Annotated in this window: 13 protein-coding genes; 1 reads left to right on the forward strand and 12 read right to left on the reverse strand. The window is 63.2% G+C overall.

The genetic code is table 11. The features are described from left to right. Positions 1-39: 39 nt before the first annotated feature. From E4631_RS03955 to E4631_RS03980, 6 genes are all read right to left on the reverse strand, one after another. Positions 40-717 (reverse strand): head GIN domain-containing protein, encoded by a 678-nt coding sequence (locus E4631_RS03955; protein WP_133659936.1) that lies wholly within the window; start codon positions 715-717, stop codon positions 40-42. 208 nt (positions 718-925) lie between these two features. Beyond that, a complete protein-coding gene (locus E4631_RS03960) occupies positions 926-2,128 on the reverse strand; it encodes an ABC transporter permease (RefSeq protein ID WP_133659935.1) in 1,203 nt (400 codons plus the stop codon). Then, positions 2,125-3,390: an ABC transporter permease gene (locus tag E4631_RS03965; protein ID WP_133659934.1), complete on the reverse strand. Its 1,266-nt coding sequence runs from the start codon at positions 3,388-3,390 to the stop codon at positions 2,125-2,127. Before E4631_RS03965 ends, E4631_RS03960 begins: the two co-directional genes overlap by 4 nt. Before the next feature lie 129 nt (positions 3,391-3,519). Next, positions 3,520-4,218, reverse strand: a complete 699-nt coding sequence (locus tag E4631_RS03970; protein WP_133659933.1) for an ABC transporter ATP-binding protein — start codon at positions 4,216-4,218, stop codon at positions 3,520-3,522. Between the two features lie 46 nt (positions 4,219-4,264). Next, the gene (locus E4631_RS03975) at positions 4,265-5,803 is read right to left on the reverse strand and encodes a TolC family protein (RefSeq protein ID WP_133659932.1); all 1,539 of its coding nucleotides are present in this window, start codon (positions 5,801-5,803) and stop codon (positions 4,265-4,267) included. Between the two features lie 102 nt (positions 5,804-5,905). Next, positions 5,906-7,153 (reverse strand): efflux RND transporter periplasmic adaptor subunit, encoded by a 1,248-nt coding sequence (locus E4631_RS03980; protein ID WP_133659931.1) that lies wholly within the window; start codon positions 7,151-7,153, stop codon positions 5,906-5,908. A 335-nt stretch (positions 7,154-7,488) separates the two neighbouring features. Here E4631_RS03980 and E4631_RS03985 point away from each other — a divergent pair, with 335 nt between their 5' ends. Further along, positions 7,489-7,941 carry a hypothetical protein gene (locus tag E4631_RS03985; RefSeq protein WP_133659930.1) on the forward strand — a complete coding sequence of 151 codons (453 nt, stop codon included), beginning with the start codon at positions 7,489-7,491 and terminating at the stop codon, positions 7,939-7,941. 43 nt (positions 7,942-7,984) lie between these two features. On the opposite strand, the gene E4631_RS03990 is transcribed toward E4631_RS03985, so the two are convergent. From E4631_RS03990 to E4631_RS04015, 6 genes are all read right to left on the reverse strand, one after another. Further along, positions 7,985-8,923 (reverse strand): SGNH/GDSL hydrolase family protein, encoded by a 939-nt coding sequence (locus E4631_RS03990; protein WP_133659929.1) that lies wholly within the window; start codon positions 8,921-8,923, stop codon positions 7,985-7,987. Between the two features lie 25 nt (positions 8,924-8,948). Continuing rightward, the gene (locus E4631_RS03995) at positions 8,949-9,641 is read right to left on the reverse strand and encodes a hypothetical protein (RefSeq protein WP_133659928.1); all 693 of its coding nucleotides are present in this window, start codon (positions 9,639-9,641) and stop codon (positions 8,949-8,951) included. Positions 9,642-9,680: 39 nt separating this feature from the next. After that, complete coding sequence (locus E4631_RS04000) at positions 9,681-10,976, reverse strand: glycoside hydrolase family 5 protein (protein ID WP_166648257.1); 1,296 nt, start codon at positions 10,974-10,976, stop codon at positions 9,681-9,683. A gap of 163 nt (positions 10,977-11,139) precedes the next feature. Next, positions 11,140-13,530, reverse strand: a complete 2,391-nt coding sequence (locus tag E4631_RS04005; RefSeq protein WP_133659926.1) for a glycoside hydrolase family 3 N-terminal domain-containing protein — start codon at positions 13,528-13,530, stop codon at positions 11,140-11,142. 217 nt (positions 13,531-13,747) lie between these two features. Next, positions 13,748-15,199: a glycoside hydrolase family 30 beta sandwich domain-containing protein gene (locus tag E4631_RS04010; protein WP_133659925.1), complete on the reverse strand. Its 1,452-nt coding sequence runs from the start codon at positions 15,197-15,199 to the stop codon at positions 13,748-13,750. 34 nt (positions 15,200-15,233) lie between these two features. After that, positions 15,234-16,712: a glycoside hydrolase family 30 beta sandwich domain-containing protein gene (locus E4631_RS04015; RefSeq protein ID WP_133659924.1), complete on the reverse strand. Its 1,479-nt coding sequence runs from the start codon at positions 16,710-16,712 to the stop codon at positions 15,234-15,236. Between the last annotated feature and the right edge of the window lie 12 nt (positions 16,713-16,724).

Raw genomic sequence — 16,724 nt, forward strand, 5'->3', positions numbered from 1 at the left:
GTGGAGAAAGAGATGAAAAAAAGGTGTGATTACCAAGCGCTAGCTGCCCTTGATGGTGCTGCCGCCATTGGCCTGCTTCGTCACCTGCGGCGAGCCGTGATACTTGATGCTGGAGCCGCCGTTGGCAGTGGCCGTGAGGCTGTCTTTGGTGTTGAGCCGCACGATGCTGCCGCCGTTGGCCTGGGCCTGACAGGTGGTAGTAGCCAAGTCGTTGCCGCTGAATACGGAGCCGCCGTTGGCGTCCAGCAGCAGCTTGGTTGCCTGGCCGTTGAGAGTCACGACGCTGCCGCCGTGCTCGCGCACCGTCAGGTCGCTGGTGGCCAGGTCGGCCTTCACGGCGGCCCCCGACGAGGCGTCGAGCACAAACGTAGGCGCGGCAAACGCGCCGCGGGCCGTCACGGCCGCGCCGCCGCCCGCAGTGAGGGCCGTGAGCTGGTCGGCCGTGACGGCCACGCGCAGGTGCTGGCTCCGCACATTGCCATTGGGGTGCTCGAAGCGCAACACCAGCGTGCCGTCTTCCACGATGGTAGTCAGGTACTGGGCCAGCTCGGCCGGCTCGGTGCTCACCTCCACGCGCTGGGCCGCGCCTGCCGTAAGAGTCAGCTCGATGCCGCCGCTCACCTTAATGGCGTGAAACGCCGGCACGGCCCGCGTCTGGGCCAGGGCCGACCCCAGGGCCAGCAGCGAAAGAAGGGCGGTCAGCAGAACGTTTTTCATAAGGTGCGGGAGGGAGTCGGTGAGAGGTTGGATGGGGTACCGGGGCAGTTGGGCGTTCGTTACGGGGGTAGGAAAAAATAAATCGGGGCTCGTAAGGTGCTTGCTGCCTGGCGAGTGAGATGCGGCAAAGGTGCCGCCCGTTGCCCGGCTGCGGCAAAAAGATTATCCCAACCCGCCCAAATCTTACCCCAACGCCCGCCCTACCCCCTCATTCCTCGCGCAAGGCCACCGCCGGCTGAATGCCCGCCGCCAGCCTGCTCGGGTACAGCGCGCAGCCCGCCGCCAGCAGGTAGAGCCCGCTAGCCGCCAGCCCCATGGCCGTGAGGTACACGCTAGTGCGCTCCCTGAATACCCCCAGCAGTGGAAACTGCACCGCCACCAGCAGCCCCAGTACCAGCCCGAAGGTGGTGAGGGCCAGCGTTTCGCCCACTATCAGGCGGGCGATGGCGCCAGCTGGTGCCCCCATAGCCCGGCGCACGCCTAGCTCTGAGCGGCGGGCGCTGATGGCCAGCCACAGCACCCCAAACAGCCCTAGTGCCACATTAATAAGCAGGAACACGCTCATTACGCTTAGCAGCAAAGGCTTGGTAATGACCTGCTTGAACTGGCTCTCGTGCATCTCGGACAAAGTGCGCACGGTGCTCGTCCAATCCGGCCCGATGCGGCGAATGTCATCGGTGACACGCTTTTCAAGCACCGCGCCGCTGCCGGGCTGCACCCGTACCAGCAGCGACTGCGGTAGGAATAGGGTATCGGCCGGGGAGAGGGGCCCAAAGATGGCCGGCAGCGGCTCCTTCAGCTCCCCGTCGGTGCGATAGGCGCGCACCACCCCGACGATGCGCCACTGCTGCTTGTCGTTCAGGGTCAGTAGTTTGCCAAGCGCCGATTCTCCCGCCGGATACATCGCGCGCTGCATCTGCTCGTCAATAACCAGCGGTGGGTGCGCGCCAGCCACGGCATCGCGCTGGTCAAACCAGCGGCCCGCCGTCACTTCCAGGCCCACTACGTCGCGCAGCTCCGGCCCCACGGCGTAGGAGTTGATATTGCTGATGGGGCGCTTGGGGCCATCCGGCCGTTCGGCAAAGTCGATAGCCGTGCGGCTGTCGTTGAACGAGAACGGCGTGTTGGCCATCGTTACGGCTACGCCCAGCACGCCGGGCGTGGCACGCAGGCGTGCCAGCACCTGTTGCAGCGTGCCGAGCGCCTCGGCCTTGGGCTGCGTGCCGGGCGAGTAGTTAACCTGCCACACGTTGTCGTAGCGGAAACCCAGGGGCTCGCGGTAGTTCTGCCAAAGACTGGTGCCAATGGTGCCCACCGCAAACAGCACCAGAAAGGCCAGAAATATTTCCAGAATCAGCAGGGCGTTGGCCCGGCGGCGATTCCACATCAGGGTAAGTACGTGGCGTATCATGCGGCAAGGCGTCCTTTTAAGGCTTGGTTGGCGGGTAGCTTCGACATCTTGTAGGCGGGGTAGGCGCCCGAGAGCAGCCCAAACACCAGGGCCAGCCCCAGCCCCACGCCAAACACGCGGCCGCTGAGGCCCAGGTGGGCGTAGGGAATAAACTGGCTGGTATTGAGCAGGTGCAGCACCAGCGCCGCCAGCCCCAGGCCCAGCGCGCCGCCCACCAGCGTCAGCAGCACGTTCTCGACCAGAAACTGCCCTACCAGTCGGCCGGCCGTGGCCCCAAAGGCCTTGCGCACCCCAATCTCAGCGGCGCGCTCCAGGGTGCGGCTCACGTTGATATTGACCAGGTTGAGCGCGGGTAGTAGCATAAATAGCAGCCCTAGGCCCAGCCAGCGCCGCCAGAAGGTCCCGGCGTCGCCGCTCTGGTCGGCCTCGTTGTCGTGGCTGGCCATGTAGTGGGCCAGCAGGGTGCGGGCGTAGGAGCGAATTTCCTTGTACTGCTGTGGGTCGGGGATGGGTAACCGGCGCAGTACCTGCTGGTACTCGTCCTGGATGGCCGGCACGTCGGCGGCATGCCGGGCTAACAAAATAGCCTGGAACTCGCCCAGGTAATTGGCGCTGCGCAGGTCAACGTTAGTAAGGCCAACGTTAGTAGTCGTTATGGGCACCCAGCACTCGGCGTAGGTTAGCTCGCGCGAGGTGGGCACGTCGGCTACCACGCCTACCACCTGGTAGGGTCGTCCTTCGAACTGGAAAGCCTGCCCCACCGCCGCGGCGGCCGTGCCGAAACTGCGGCGCGCCAGCGTTTCGTTGAGCACCAGCACGTGGGCGGCGTCGCGCACCTCGGCAAAATTATAGGGCCGGCCCGCCACAAAGTCAAAATCCAGCACTCGCCAGAAATTGGCGTCGGTGTAGCGGCGGTCGGCCTTCACGGCCTGCTGGCCCACGTATAGCGCCACGTTGGTGGGGTAGGCCTCGCTGATAGCCACCGCCTCGGGAGTGCGCAGTGAGCGCACTTGCCGCTCCAAAAAGGCATAGCTTAAGCTCGACGAGCCCTGCGACTCGGGGCCGCGCAGCACCATGCGGTTGATGAACAGCAGGCGGTCGGTGTGCCACTCGGGTGCCCGTGCCCCCACGGCGTGGTCGAAAAGGGCAAACAGCACCACCAGCATCATCAGCGTGAAGCTGATACCAAATAAGCTGATGCCGGTAAAGAACTTGCGCCGCTGCCAGCCGCGCCAGGCAATTCTGAGGTAGGAAAGGAGCATGATTTTTTAAGTAATAAGGAACGTCATGCTGAGCTTGTCGAAGCATCTCGCTCGCGTCGTTCGGGTACCGTTTAACAGTGCGGTAGAGATGCTTCGACAAGCTCAGCATGACCGCTTTATAAAATTCAATTACGCCACTTGTCTCCCATCGAAAAAGCGGATGAGCCGCTGGGTTTTCAGGGCCTGCTGCTCGTCGTGGGTCACCATGACGAGGGTGGTGCCCTGGTCACGGTTGAGGCCCAGCAGCAGGGTCATTATTTCCTCGCCCATCACCGAGTCGAGGTTGCCGGTGGGCTCGTCGGCCAGGATGATTTCGGGCGCGCCGGCCAGGGCGCGGGCGATGGCCACGCGTTGCCGCTGCCCGCCCGAAAGCTGCGCCGGGAAGTGGCCGGTGCGGGCATTCAGGCCCACTTGGTCGAGGGCGGCCAGGGCGCGGCGGCGGCGCTCGGCGCCGCCTACCCCCGGCCGGTAGAGCAAGGGCAGCTCCACATTGTCGCGCACCGAGAGGTCGTTTATCAGGTGGTAGCTCTGGAAAACGAAGCCGATTTTGTGATTGCGCAGGCCCGCCAGTTCCTTATCGGAGTACGTGGTTACGGGCCGCCCGTCAATCTCAATAGTGCCGCTGCTGGGCTCATCGAGCAGGCCCATCAGGCTGAGCAAAGTCGATTTGCCACAGCCGCTGGGCCCCATCACAGACACAAACTCGCCGCGATTAATAGTGAGATTGACCTCGCTGAGGGCCACGGTTTCGATGGTTTTGGTCTGGTAGACCTTCTCGATATTGGCCAGCCGGATAACGGGCGGCTCGGAGGGGGTAGGGAGGGACATGGAGCAAGTTGGGATAGTTAATGTCGGGGAAGGCGGCGCGGGTAGTTTATTCCGCCGCCAGCGGCTGCTGGGTTTCAAAGTCAAATAACGTGAGGCCGCGCAGGCGATAATAGCCCACCCAGCCGGCGCGCAGGGCCAGAATGTAGCCGCGCCGCGCCAAGTCCTTGGCGGCCGAGGCCAGCGTGAGGTCGGTGAGGGAGAGGCGGCCGGCCTCGTAGGTGGCGCGGGTGATGGCGTAGCGGCGCTGGGCCAGCGTGTCGGCGCGGGCGGCCAGGCGGGTTTGGCTGGCTAGGGCGGGCACCTGGGACGCCTGCGTGAGCACGGTTTGCTCGAAGCTGCGCTGGTCCTGGCTCACGGCGGCCTGGGTTTGGTCGCGGGCCAGCTCGGCGGTGCGGATGGTGGCGCGGCGCCGGCCCCAGTCCACGAGGGGCAGGGAGAAGGCGAGCGCCACCTGCTGCTGGTTTTGTAAAGCCTGGTAGCTATCAGCCAGATACGGGGCCTGGTTTACGTAGCCGAGGTTAGCGGTGAGGGTGGCTAGCAGGCCGGTGGTGCCGCGGGCCTGGGCCACGTCGCGGGTGGCTTGCAGCTGGCGGCGGGCCAGGGCCAGCACCGCCACCCGGTGCTGCTGGGCCTGGGCCAGCGCCTCGGCGGGCACCACGGCCAGGGCGGGCGCGGGGGGCGGCACGGCCAGCGGCGCGGCTTCGGTGGTGGGGTCGGGGGTAGGGAGGGCGCAGTAGGTGCGCAGGCTCACGGTGGCGGTTTCGGCATCGAGTAGTGCCTGGGCCTGGGCCTGCTGGGCGTTCAGGAGGTTCAATTCTAATTGTAATAAATCGCTCTGGGAGAGGCGGCCCAAGGCGTATTTCTCCCTACCCACCCGCAGCAGCTCGGCGGTGGCCTGGGCGTTCTGGCCGGCCACGGCGGCGTTCACCTGCTGCAGGAGCACGTCGAAATACAGCTCTGTGACGTGCTGGGCAATGGCCTCGCGGTCTTCCAGGTACTGGCGCTGGCTTTCCTGGTACAGCAGCGGCGCGATGCGGCGGTCCCACTTCAGGGCGTTGAAGTAGCCTAGCGGCTGGGTCAGGCCCAGGGTAAAAGGTTGGTTGTTGTAATTTTTTTCGTCCCGAATAAAATCATCGAACCGCTGCACCTGCGAGCCCATCACCACCTGCCCGCCGGTGAGGCCGATGTTCTGGGTCAGGTTCACGCCCAGCTGCGAGTAGTTGTAGCGCACCGCCCTAAACGACGTGGTGCCGTCGGGCTGCTTTACTGGCTCAATACCCCGGTTGAAATTCGGCACTATGCCCTGCAGCGCCAGCTGCGGCCGGTAGCTGGCCTGGTAGGCGCGGTAGGCCCAGTAGCCGCCCTCGCGGGCGGCGCGGGCCTGCTGGCCGGGCGCGGCCGTGGCCAGCGTTTGCTGGATGAGCAGGGGTAGGGTGAGGGTTTGGGCAGGGGCAGTGAGGTTGATTATTAAGAGGATAACTAGCTGACCTAATGCCCTACCCCACCCCCCGACCCCCTCCCCTTCGGGAGAGGGGGAGCCGAACGACTGCCGAGTAAACAGCGATTGTTTAAGAGTAAAGCGCACGACCAAGCTTTTTGAAATTGTAGTTGTAATTCGTCAGGCTCCCCCTCTCCTAAGGAGAGGGGGCCGGGGGGTGAGGTAGAGCGTTAGGGCGCTCCCTACCCCTCACTCTACCCGCAGCTCCGGCGTATCCACAAATCCCTTCATATCCGACACAATTACTTCCTCACCCTTATTCAAGCCACTCAGCACCTGCACGTAATCAGTATTGCTATCGCCAAAATGCACTACCCTCCGCACGGCCCTACCCCCCGCCAGCACGAACACCGGCTGCTCCTGGCCGCCCTGGTAGAAGGGGCCGTTATGGAGGCGCAGCACGCCGCGGTGGGCGCGGGTTATCACGAACACGTCGGCGCGCAGGTTGGCGCGCAGGGCCGGATGGTGGTCGTTTTCGAGGGTGGCGTAGAAGGTCACTACCCCCTTATCCACGGCTGGGCTGATGCTGGCCACGGTGCCGCGCAGGTCGGTACCGGGGCCCAGGCGCACCAGCACTGCATCGCCGGGGTGCAGCTGGTCGGCATAGCTATCGGAAAGCGTAGCGCGCACGCGGTAGCGGCTGAGGTCGGCCACGCGAGCCAGGGCGTCGCCGGCCTGCACGGTGGCCCCGAGGTTGTCATTCACCCAAGTCAGCACGCCGGGTAGCTGGCTGCTGATGTCGGCCTGGCGCAGCTTGGCGGCCTGCTCAGCTATGCTTCGCTGCTGCATGGATACCGTGTAGCCCAGCTCGCGGCGGTCGGCCTGGCTGGAGCGGCGCTGGTTGGCCAGCTGCTGGCGCAGGCGCTGGGCTTCGAGGCGGGCGGTGCGCAGGCCTAGCTCGGCCTGGCGCACGGCCTCGGCGGTGCCGCCCCCAATGGTCAGCAGGTGCTGCTCATCGCGCAGCGCCGATTCCAGGCTGTTCACTTTCAAATCCTGGCTCTGCTGCTGGGCTGCCAGGTCGGTGAGGCTGCGGTCCAGCGCCAGCTGCAATTGCGAGTTCTTGTTCTGGTTGCGCAGCTGCTCATCATCGAGCTTGGCCAGGGCCGAGGCGGCCAGGTCTTTATCCAATTCCAGGATGAGCTGGCCAGGCTGCACCCGCGCGCCCACCGCCAGCGCCACCCGCCGCACCGTGCTCGGGATGGGGCTGGTAATGACCACTTCCCGCGCCGGAATGATGGTGCCGGCGGCGGTGAGCGTGGCGTCTACGTCGCCGGTTTCGACGCGGGCCGTGAGAATATCACTCCGCCGCAGGCTGGGCTGCAGCACCGCCCGCAGCCCCCAGCCGGCCGCCAGCAGCGCGGCCAGCGCCCCCACGCCGAGCAGCCAGGTTCGCAGCCGGCGGCGGTGTTGAGTAGCGGTGTCAATAATTCTGTCCATGAGCGGGCAAGTAGCAAGGTAGTTCTCCCTACTAAAGCCAAGCCCCGTGCCATTGAATTAAGTTATTGAATTTTAAATAGTTAACAAATTAACTGGGCTGCTGCACCCGCCGAAATGCGTCCGGTAGCGGGCATTGCGTCCGATAATGGACAGTAGGGGGGGTAGGGCCGCCCGCCATTCACGGCTTACGCCGGGCACTGTGTCGCTATTTTATTTTGAGAAGTATTATAAGATACTGATAATAAGGTTGTAGCCGAGGGGTATTAATTTATTCGCCAATGTTATTTGCCGCCCGCCCACCTGCTACCTTCGCTCGTTCGCGCCCCGTGCTTCTTATGCTTCTTCGTCACATTCCCAACTTTTGCCTGCAACATGACCCTGCGCTGCACGTGCTGCGCCTCGAATGGCTGCCGCGCAGCGACCAGCGCCAGCTGCGGCCCAGCGCCACGCAGCTCATGGCCCTGCTGCATGAGCGGCAAGTACTTCACCTGCTGCTGGATATGAACAGCGTACCCGACCTGCCGCTGGCCGACCAAGCGTGGCTCGGCGACCACTGGATGCCCGGCCTCGTAGCCCTGCCCCTCGAACGCCTGGTGCTGGCCATCGACAGCAGCCAAGTGCACAACCAGCTGGCCATCGACGCCCTGCATGACCTGGTGCAGCCGGCCATCCGCTTCGAGTCGCAGTACTTTTCCGACGCCGAGTCGGCCTTCGAGTGGCTGGCCGATGGCTCGCCGCACCTGCCTGCCCTCAGCGCCGAGTGGGCCACCCGCTACGCCTGGGGCTAGGTAGCCGCAGTGCCCACGGGCACCGTTTTTCCGGTTGGCGGCCCTACCCCTTGCGCCCGGCCCGTACTTGCTCGTAGGCGATTTTTTGCAGCCGCACCGCCACCTCGGGCGCAATGCCCAGCGCGGCGGCGGCTTGCTCCTGCGCGCCCAGCCGGCGCGGGTCGTAGCCAGTTACTTCGGCCAGCACCACGCAGGCGTTGAGGTAGGCACCGTAGATGCTGGGGTGGTAATGGTCGCGGCCCCAAAGGTCCACTTTGCCGGGCTCGGCGGCATCGTAGGGGTTGGGGTCAGCCAGGCCCTGGCGCACGGCGCGCAGCCAGGCATCGCCAGCCGGGGCCACGCCCGCAAAGCCCCGGTTCTGCGCGGCTTCCTGGTAATAGGCGCGGTGCAGGTCGGTGGTCATCGAGTCGAGAGGTAGGCCGGTGTAATTTTTGTCGGTTGGGTAGGTGAGGTCGGCCCGTGCCCAGGTTTCGTAGAGGTAGATTTTAGCCTTCGGATTCACCTCGTGTACGGCCTGCTCCAACTTAGTGGCGTAGGTGAAAAACCGAGCGGGCTGGCCGCCGTGGCGCGCGGGCACCGGCCCGGTGCTGTAGTCGTGCATAATCACCCAGTCCCACTTGGGCTGCTTAATCACGGCCAGCGCATTGTCGTAATGGAACTGCAGCGTTTGCCCGCTAATGGCTTCCAGGTGCACTTCGTAGTTGAAGCCCGCCTCGTCGCTGAGCTTCTTAAAAATGCCCGGAATGCCGCCCCACGGCCCATCGGCGTGCTCGCGTGGGCTGCGCGGCTCGGTAGGCCTAAAATTTTCGTCGGTCACGGCCGCCGTGTTGTAGCTCAGCACTGGCTCAAAAGCCCCGTGAAAAAAGCTGTTGCCCACAAACAGAATAACCGTGGGCTGCTTGGCCGCTTGGGCCGCGGCCGGGGGGGTAGGGGCCGCTAGTAGGAGGGCCGAAGCGAGGAAAACAAGCTGGTAAGCTTTCATAAGCAGGGGTAGAAAAAGGAATTTCTTAACGGGATTCTTGCAGAATAGTCGCGTTTATCCCAATGCTGAACAGGCTGGTTTTGCGCCAGGGGGTAGTGGGGCTCTGCTGCCAGGGCACCGCCCCCCGGCTAGCGCCCCGCGGCGGAATATTACGGTTGGTACTGTCGCCGGGCAGGTCGATTTCATAGCTTGGCCCCGGCACCATTGCCGCCGAAAAGGCCAACGTGCCCGGCCCCTGCGCCCGTAGTATTTCGAGGGCCACCACCGCGTCGCCACTGAGCCACACGTGATAAGGCCGCAGGTCGAGCACCACCCGGTTGGCCAGGTCGGCCCGCGCCAGCCGCACGGCCACCGGCCGCAGCAGCAGCGCTGCTGGAAACTCCTGGTCTATCTCATACACCTGCACCCGCAAAAAGAGGCTGTCGTAGCTGCACGCCGCCACGTGAAACGAAACTGCTTCCAGCCAGCCCGGCCGCGCCAGGTGCAGGCGCTGGCCCACCTGGTTGCCGGGTGTATTGTAATCAGGCCAAAAGAACGTGCAGCGCGAATCGCTCGAATTGCCCACTACCCGCCGCCGCAGGTGCGCCGCCGTCACGCGCACCGCATTCAGCGGCACGGGGCGCTCGATGGCGTGCGAGGCAGCCGGGGCCACTTGGGCACCCGCCGGCCGCCCCGCGCAAAAGCCAGCCGCAAACAACAACAACGGGCGCCAGCGCATGGGGTAGGGAGTAAACTAGCTGAGGAAGGGTACCGAAAGTTACTTCTTCAGCTCCGCCTTCAGCGCCTCAATCACCTCCGGGTTCGGCACGCAGTTCTTAAACTTGATATTTTCCAGAATAACCGGCAAATCGGCGGCCGACTTCACATCGACGGGGTAGGGCGGCTTGATGCGCAGCAGCGCCGCAATCGGCTTGTCGTTGAAGCGCTTGTACGTCCAGTTGCACCAGCCGATGCCCACGCTGTTGAGGTTGCGGGCGGCCTCGCCCATCCACTGCGCGCTGTTTTCGCCGGTTTCACCCACCCACACCGGCACGTTTTGCGCCTGGCGGAAGCGCACCAAATTGCCGATGGCGCCGAGCTGGTCCGCGTCGGGGTTGCTGGCGTCCACGGCATTGCTGAGCGGATACTTCGGCAAGATGCTGTAGCGGTGCGCGTTATACACCAGATTCTCCTGGTGGGTAAAGGTCTTTTTCTCGATGGAATTGTAGTTATTGCCGTAGCCGTTGCCCTCCAGCAGCAGCAGGTGCTGGTCGCCCTGGGCGCGCACCGTGTTGATGAGCTTTTCAAACATGGCCTGAATGGGCGGGTTGCCGCCCGGCACGTTATTCGGCTCATTGATAAGGTCATACATCGCAATGCGCCCATCATTCTTGTAGCGCCGCGCCAGCGTGGCCCACAGGCCATTGGTCATCTCCTGGTACATCGGCTCGTTCCAGAAGTCGTTGGTCTTCAGTGCGTCGGCAATGTTCGAGTCGGTTCCCTGGGCGCCGGGCGCGGCGTGCAAATCCAGCACCACGTACAGCTTATTGGCCGCGCACCAGGCCAGCGTCTGGTCAATCAGCCGGATAGCCTCCAGCTTGGCCGGCTCCTTGAATAATTCGCCCTTCTGCTGCCACTCCTTGAGCTTCGCCACGTAGTCGGCATACGGCACGGTGCCTCGAATCACGCCGTTGCGCACCGCCCGCTGGGCCGGCGTCAGAAACAGGTCGTAGTGCAGGGGTAGGCGAATGCAGTTAAACCCTTGCTGGGCAATAAAGTCGATATCAGCCTTCGTAATGAAGTTGTCGCGGTACTGCTGGTAGAATTTCTCCACCGCCGCGTCACTCAGCCCTGCCGCGTACAGCACCTTTTTCACCGAGCCCTGGGTGCCGCCGTAGCCGGGCTTCATCATGTAGCCTTCTTGCAAGAGCCAGCCGCCCAGGTTCATACCGCGCAGCAGCACCTCGTGGTGCTGGGCATCCACTATTTTGGGGCCTTCGGCGCGCAGAAGGGGCGCCTGCTGGCTTTGGGCAAAGGCCGTGGTGGCAAGGAAAAGGAGAGGTAGGAGCTTCATAGGTGGGAGGGGTAGTAATAAAAAGGATAAAAAGAACGTCATGCTGAGCTTGTCGAAGCATCTCTACCATGCCGTTAGATTAGTAACCCAACGGCGTGGTAGAGATGCTTCGACAAGCTCAGCATGACGTTCTTGTGTTAGGTGTATGTGTTTGTTATTGTCACTACTGCAACGTAATCCGCTTCGTCAGCTCTGCCACGCGCAGCTCAAAATCACCCGCTTCCAGCACCTTCTCGCCGGTCGGGCCGGCGTAGGCCAACTCCGCGATGGGTAGGGTAAAGGTGACGGTTTTGGTCTCGCCGGGCTTCAGCGAAATCTTGTCGAAGCGCCGCAGGCGGCGCACGTCGGGCGCAATCTGGCTGGCCACTAGGTCCGACGAATACAGCTCTACTGCTTCTTTGCCCTCGCGGGCGCCGGTGTTCGTGACCTGTACCGTCACGGTTACCTGGCCGCTCTTGTCCACGGTGGCTTTGTCAACTGCCAAGTTGCTGTATTTGAAGGTGGTATAGCTCAGGCCAGTGCCAAAGCCGTACTGTGGGTTGTAGTCGGCCTCGTAGTTGTACACGCCCTCGGCTTTGCTCTGCTCCTCAGCATACTTGTGGATGTAGGAGCCCAGCGCATTGGGGTAGCGGGGGTAGGTGTAGGGCAGCTTGCCCGAGGGATTGAGGTCGCCAAACAGCAGGTCGGCCAGGGCATCGCCGCCGAAGTTGCTGGGCAAATACGCCTGCACCACCGCTTTCATGCCCGGCTCAAACCGGCTAATAACGCGCGGCCGGCCTTCAGTCAGCACCAGCACTACGGGCTTGCCGGCCGCGGCCAGGCGCTGGGCCAGCTGCGTTTGCAGCTCGCTGAGGTATAGGTCGTTGAGGTCGCCGGGCTTTTCGGCGTAGCTGTTTTCGCCCAGGCACAGCACCACCACGTCGGCCTGCGCGGCGGCGGCCACGGCCTCGTCGAGGCGGTCGGCCTGCTCGGCGTAGTACTTGGCACCGGGCTGGGTGCTGTAGCTCACGCCGGGCACGTAGGTCACGTTGGCGGCCCCAATTTTCTGCTGCACCGCCTCCAGAATGGTGTGGTACTTGCCGGCAAACTCCTCCGTTTTTTCGCCTTGCCACGAGTAGCTCCAGCCGCCGTTGAGGGTGCGCATCGAGTTGGCGTTGGGGCCGGTTACGAGCACCTTGGTCGTTTTCGGGAGGGGTAGGACGTTGTTCTGGTTTTTGAGCAGCGTCAGGGCTTCGGCCGCGGCCTCGTACGAGGCCCGCTCGAAGGCCGGGCTGCCAAACTGCGGGTAGTCCTGGGGGTTGGTGACGGGGCGCTCAAACAGGCCCAGCTCCATCTTGAGCCGCAGCACGCGGCGGGTCGCGTCATCGATGCGGCTTTGCGCCACCTTGCCCTCCTTCACCAGCGCTGTGAGGTCGTTGCAAAACTGCTCGTACTGGTAAGGCGGCATCGACATGTCGATGCCCGCATTGATGGCCAGCATAATGGCTTCTTTGGAGGTAGCTGCCAGGTGGTCGCGCGAGTGCAGGTTTTCGATGTCCTGCCAGTCGGTGATGACTACCCCCCGGAAACCCAGCTTGTCCTTCAGCAGCTCGGTCAGCAGCTCGTGGCTGGCGTGCGTGGGCACGCCATTGACCAGGCCCGAGTTCACCATGAGCGTGTGCGCGCCCGCGTCGATGGCCGCCTTAAAGGCCGCCAGGTGGTACTCGTAGAGCGACTCGTTCGGGATGTAGGCGTTGGTGCGGTCCTTGCCTGGCTGCGTCACCTGATAGCCCAAAAAGTGCTTGATGCAAGCGGCTACGTGCTCGGGGTTCCCCACGTCGCCGTGCTCGCCCTCATTGCCTTTCACTATCTGCACGCTCATTTCGGCGCCGAGGTAGGGGTCTTCGCCAAAGGTTTCCCACTGGCGGGGCGAGCGCGGGTCGGAGCCCAGGTCGAGCACCGGCGAAAACACCCACGGAATGGCGCTAGCGCGGGTTTCGTAGGCCGTAATCTCGGCGCCGCGGCGCACCAGCGCGCGGTTGCGGGTGGCGGCCTGCGCTATCTCCTGCGGAAAGAAAGTGGCGCCGGCCGTGTACGTTTCGCCGTGAATGGCGTCGATGGCGTACACCGTCGGAATCTTGAGGCGGGTTTCCTTCATCGCCACCTCCTGCATCTGGCTGATGATGGTGTACCAGGTGGCCGGGGTAGCGGCGCGGTTGTTGGTCGAGTTCTGAAACGAGCCGATGTGGTACTTCACCACTACGTCGCGCAGCTTGTTGAGGTCGATGCTAAACGGCGCGTCGGCGCTGGTGCGCTGGGCGCCTTTGCCCACCACATCGAGGGCCACCTGCGTCATCTGGCCCACCTTTTCCTCCAGGGTCATCTGGCTGAGCAAGGCTTCGACGCGGCGCTCTATTTCGGCGGGGGGTAGGGGCGTGTAGGCGCGCGCCGCGCCGGCGCGGGTCTTTTTCGCCGGTTTGGTTTTGGTCCTGACTTTGGGCGTTTGGGCCTGCGCGCTAGCGGCGCAAGCCCCCGCCAGCAGCAGCGCTGCCAGCGCCGAGCGGTAAATAGACATACGAGGTAGTTGGGAAAAGAAAAGTGGGCGAACTGTGCGCCGCAAAATTGGCTCACAGTTCGCCCTTAGTCACGCTTCTGCTACTAAATAGCTCAGGGCAGCGGTTTCGGAGTCGGTGTACGTGCAGCCCTACCCCCTGCCCCTCCCTGCGGGGAGGGAAGCTTTTTGTTGGCCGACGTAAGATGCTTCGCTGCGCGCTGCCAAACTGGTTGTTGCCCTAATTGATGACGTACGTCGCCATCGAGTGGGGTAGGCTGGTGGTGGTGGCCGCCTGGCCCTTTATCCAGAGCTGAAACTCCTGGGGCTTGTCGCCGCTGTTCATCACTACCACGGCCACCTTGCCGTCGGTGTTCTGGAAGGCGGTGGCTTGCAGCCAGTCGCGGTTGGTGGTCACGGCGATGCGCTTGGCGCCGGGCCGCACAAACTTCGAGAAGTGCCCGATGTAGTAGTAGGCGTTGGTGTAAATCAGCTTACCCGTGCGGGTGTCGGCGATGATGGGCGCGAAGCAGAAATTGCCCACGTGGTTGGGGCCGCCGGTCTGGTCGAGCAGCACATTCCAGTCGGTCCAGCCCACGGTGCCGTTGTTGAAGTCGTTTATCATGGAGTGGCCGTAGCGCTCGCCCAGCCGCCACTCGTTCACCTGGTCAAACTTGAAATTCTCAATGCAGCCTTCGGTGAACATCAAATTAGTGTTCGGAAACGCCTCTTTCACCCGGCGCTCGTTGTCGAAGAGCATGCCGCTGCCGGTCCAGGTTTCGTACCAGTGGTAGCCGATGCCCCACACGTATTTGGCCGCTTCGGGGTCGTCGAGCACGGTGCTGGCGCGCTGGTAGAGCAGGTCGCGGTTGTGGTCCCAGGCAATGAGTTTTCTATCGCCCAGGCCGCCTTTGGCCAGCGTCGGCCCGAGGTATTCCTTAATAAAATCGCGCTCCTCCTCGGCCGTGTACAGGCACGATTCCCACTTCTGGGTCGCCATTTCCTCGTTTTGCACCGTGAGGCCCCAAATCGGGATGCCCTGCTTTTCGTAGGCCTGAATAAACTTGACGTAATAATCGGCCCACGGCTGCCGAAACGCGGGTAGCAGCTTGCCGCCGTGCAGCAAATCGTGGTTGGTTTTCATAAACGCCGGCGGCGTCCAGGGGCTCACAAACAGCGGCAGCTTACCGCCCGCCGCCGCCGTAGCCTGCTTGATAAACGGAATGCGGAACTGCTCATCATGCTTCACGCTGAAGCTCTTGAGGCTCGCATCACCCTCCTTTATATACGTGTAGCTGCCGCTCGAAAAGTCGCAACTGCCGATGCTAGTGCGCGCCAGCGTGTAGCCGATGCCATCGCTCGGACTGTAATACGCCCGCATAAATTCCTGCTGCTTGTCCTTGGGCAGCTTAAAAAACGTCTCGGCCGAGGCATCCGTCAGTGCCCCACCAATGCCGAGCAGCGTCTGAAACTGGTGGCCGGGGTCCACAAACACGCACACCTGCGTTTCGACCGGCTGCCCTACTTCTTTAAAGCTAAGCGCCGGGCCGGCCGCCAGGCGCTGGTCGGTGCCCTGGGCCGTGGTAAATACCTGGGCCGTTTTGCCGGCCGCCGAGTAGGGAGTAGGTTGGGCCGCCGCGCGGCCCAGGCCGAGCGCCGAGGCGAGCAGCAGGGGTAGGAACTTGGAAGTCATCAAGCGAAAAATGGGTGGGAAAGGGGGGTAGGGCTTACCAAATGTACGTGGCCACCGCGCCGCCGTAGAGCGAGGTGTTCACTACCTTGCCTTTGTATTGAATGTTAAAGTTTTGCAGCGTAGTGCCGCTGTTCAGCACCACCAGGCAGCGCTTGCCGTTGGGCGTTTTGTAGGCCACGTTTTGCAGGTTGCTGGGCACGTTGGTGGCCACGCGCACCGAGCCGGGCCGCACAAATTTGCTGCTGTGGGCAATGTTGTAATACGCCGGGTTGCGGGTCACGGTGTTGCCGTTGATGGTGACGGCCCCCAGGCACTCGGCGCAGCCGCCCGACGTGTAGGGCCCGAAGCTCTGGTCGCTGGCCAGGTTCCACTCCAGCACGTTTTTCGACCAGTTGCGCACAGCCCCGATTTCGAGGTTGCCCACGTGGTAGGCCAGTTCGCTCCCAAAATCCACCTGGTGATTGGGGCCGGGCGCCTGGGTCCAGAACTCGGTGAAGTAGATGTTTTTGGTGGGGTAGGCGTCGTGCACCTGGCTCAGCACCGTAATGGGCACCACGGGGCTGTAAAAGTGAAACGCCGAGCCATCGACGTAGGGGTTGGCCCCGGCATCGCCGAGCACGGTCAGCGGGTAATCGGTGCGGTCGGTATTGTGGTCGTAGGCAATGATTTTGGTCGTGATACCCGCCGCCCGAAAGGCCGGCCCCACGTTGTTCTTGATGAAGTTGGCCTGCTCCTGGGCCTGCATCACCAGGCTGGGATTGTTGCTGGGGTTCAGCGGCTCGTTTTGCAAGGTCACCGCATCAATCGTGATGCCGGCCGCCTTCATGCCCTGAATGTATTTGACGAAATACTGGGCATAGGCGTCGTAGTACTGGGGCAGCAGCGAGCCGCCCACGGGGCTGTTGTTCGACTTCATCCAGCTCGGGGCCGTCCAGGGCGAGCCCAGGATTTTGATGGCCGGGTTCACCGCCAGAATCTCCTTCAGCACCGGAATAAGCGCCGTCTGGTCGGACGCCAAGCTGAAATTAGCCAGCGTGGGGTCGGGCTGGGGCGAGTCGTCGTAGGTAAACACCTGGCTGTCGAGGTCCGAAGCTCCAATGCTCACGCGCAAGTAGCTCACGCCCAGTGACGTGCTATCGGTGGCAAACAGCTCCTTGATGAGCGCGGCGCGGCTGTCGGCGCTCATGCGGCTCATCACCTGGGCGCTGCCCCCAGTCAGGGCATAGCCAAAGCCATCCATCGTCTGGAACGTCTGGGTGGTATCCACCGCAATGATGGGGTCTTGGTTGGTGTTGGCGCCAAATTGCAGGCTCACCTTTTGGCGGTAAAACAGCGCCGACTTATCGGGCATCGTCAGCCACACGGCCACTTGCGAGGGCGCGGTGGGGGTAGTGGGCGTAGTGGGCGTAGTAGGGGCCGGTGTAGGCGAGTCGCTGCTTTTGCAGCCGGTGGCCAGGAGCAGTCCGCCCAGCGCGAGGTGAGCAACGAAGTGGAAGCGGGTGGGAAAGGACATGAAAGGAGCAAA

Origin of the sequence: Hymenobacter sp. UV11 (assembly GCF_004684095.1) — a bacterium.
Lineage (GTDB): Bacteria > Bacteroidota > Bacteroidia > Cytophagales > Hymenobacteraceae > Hymenobacter.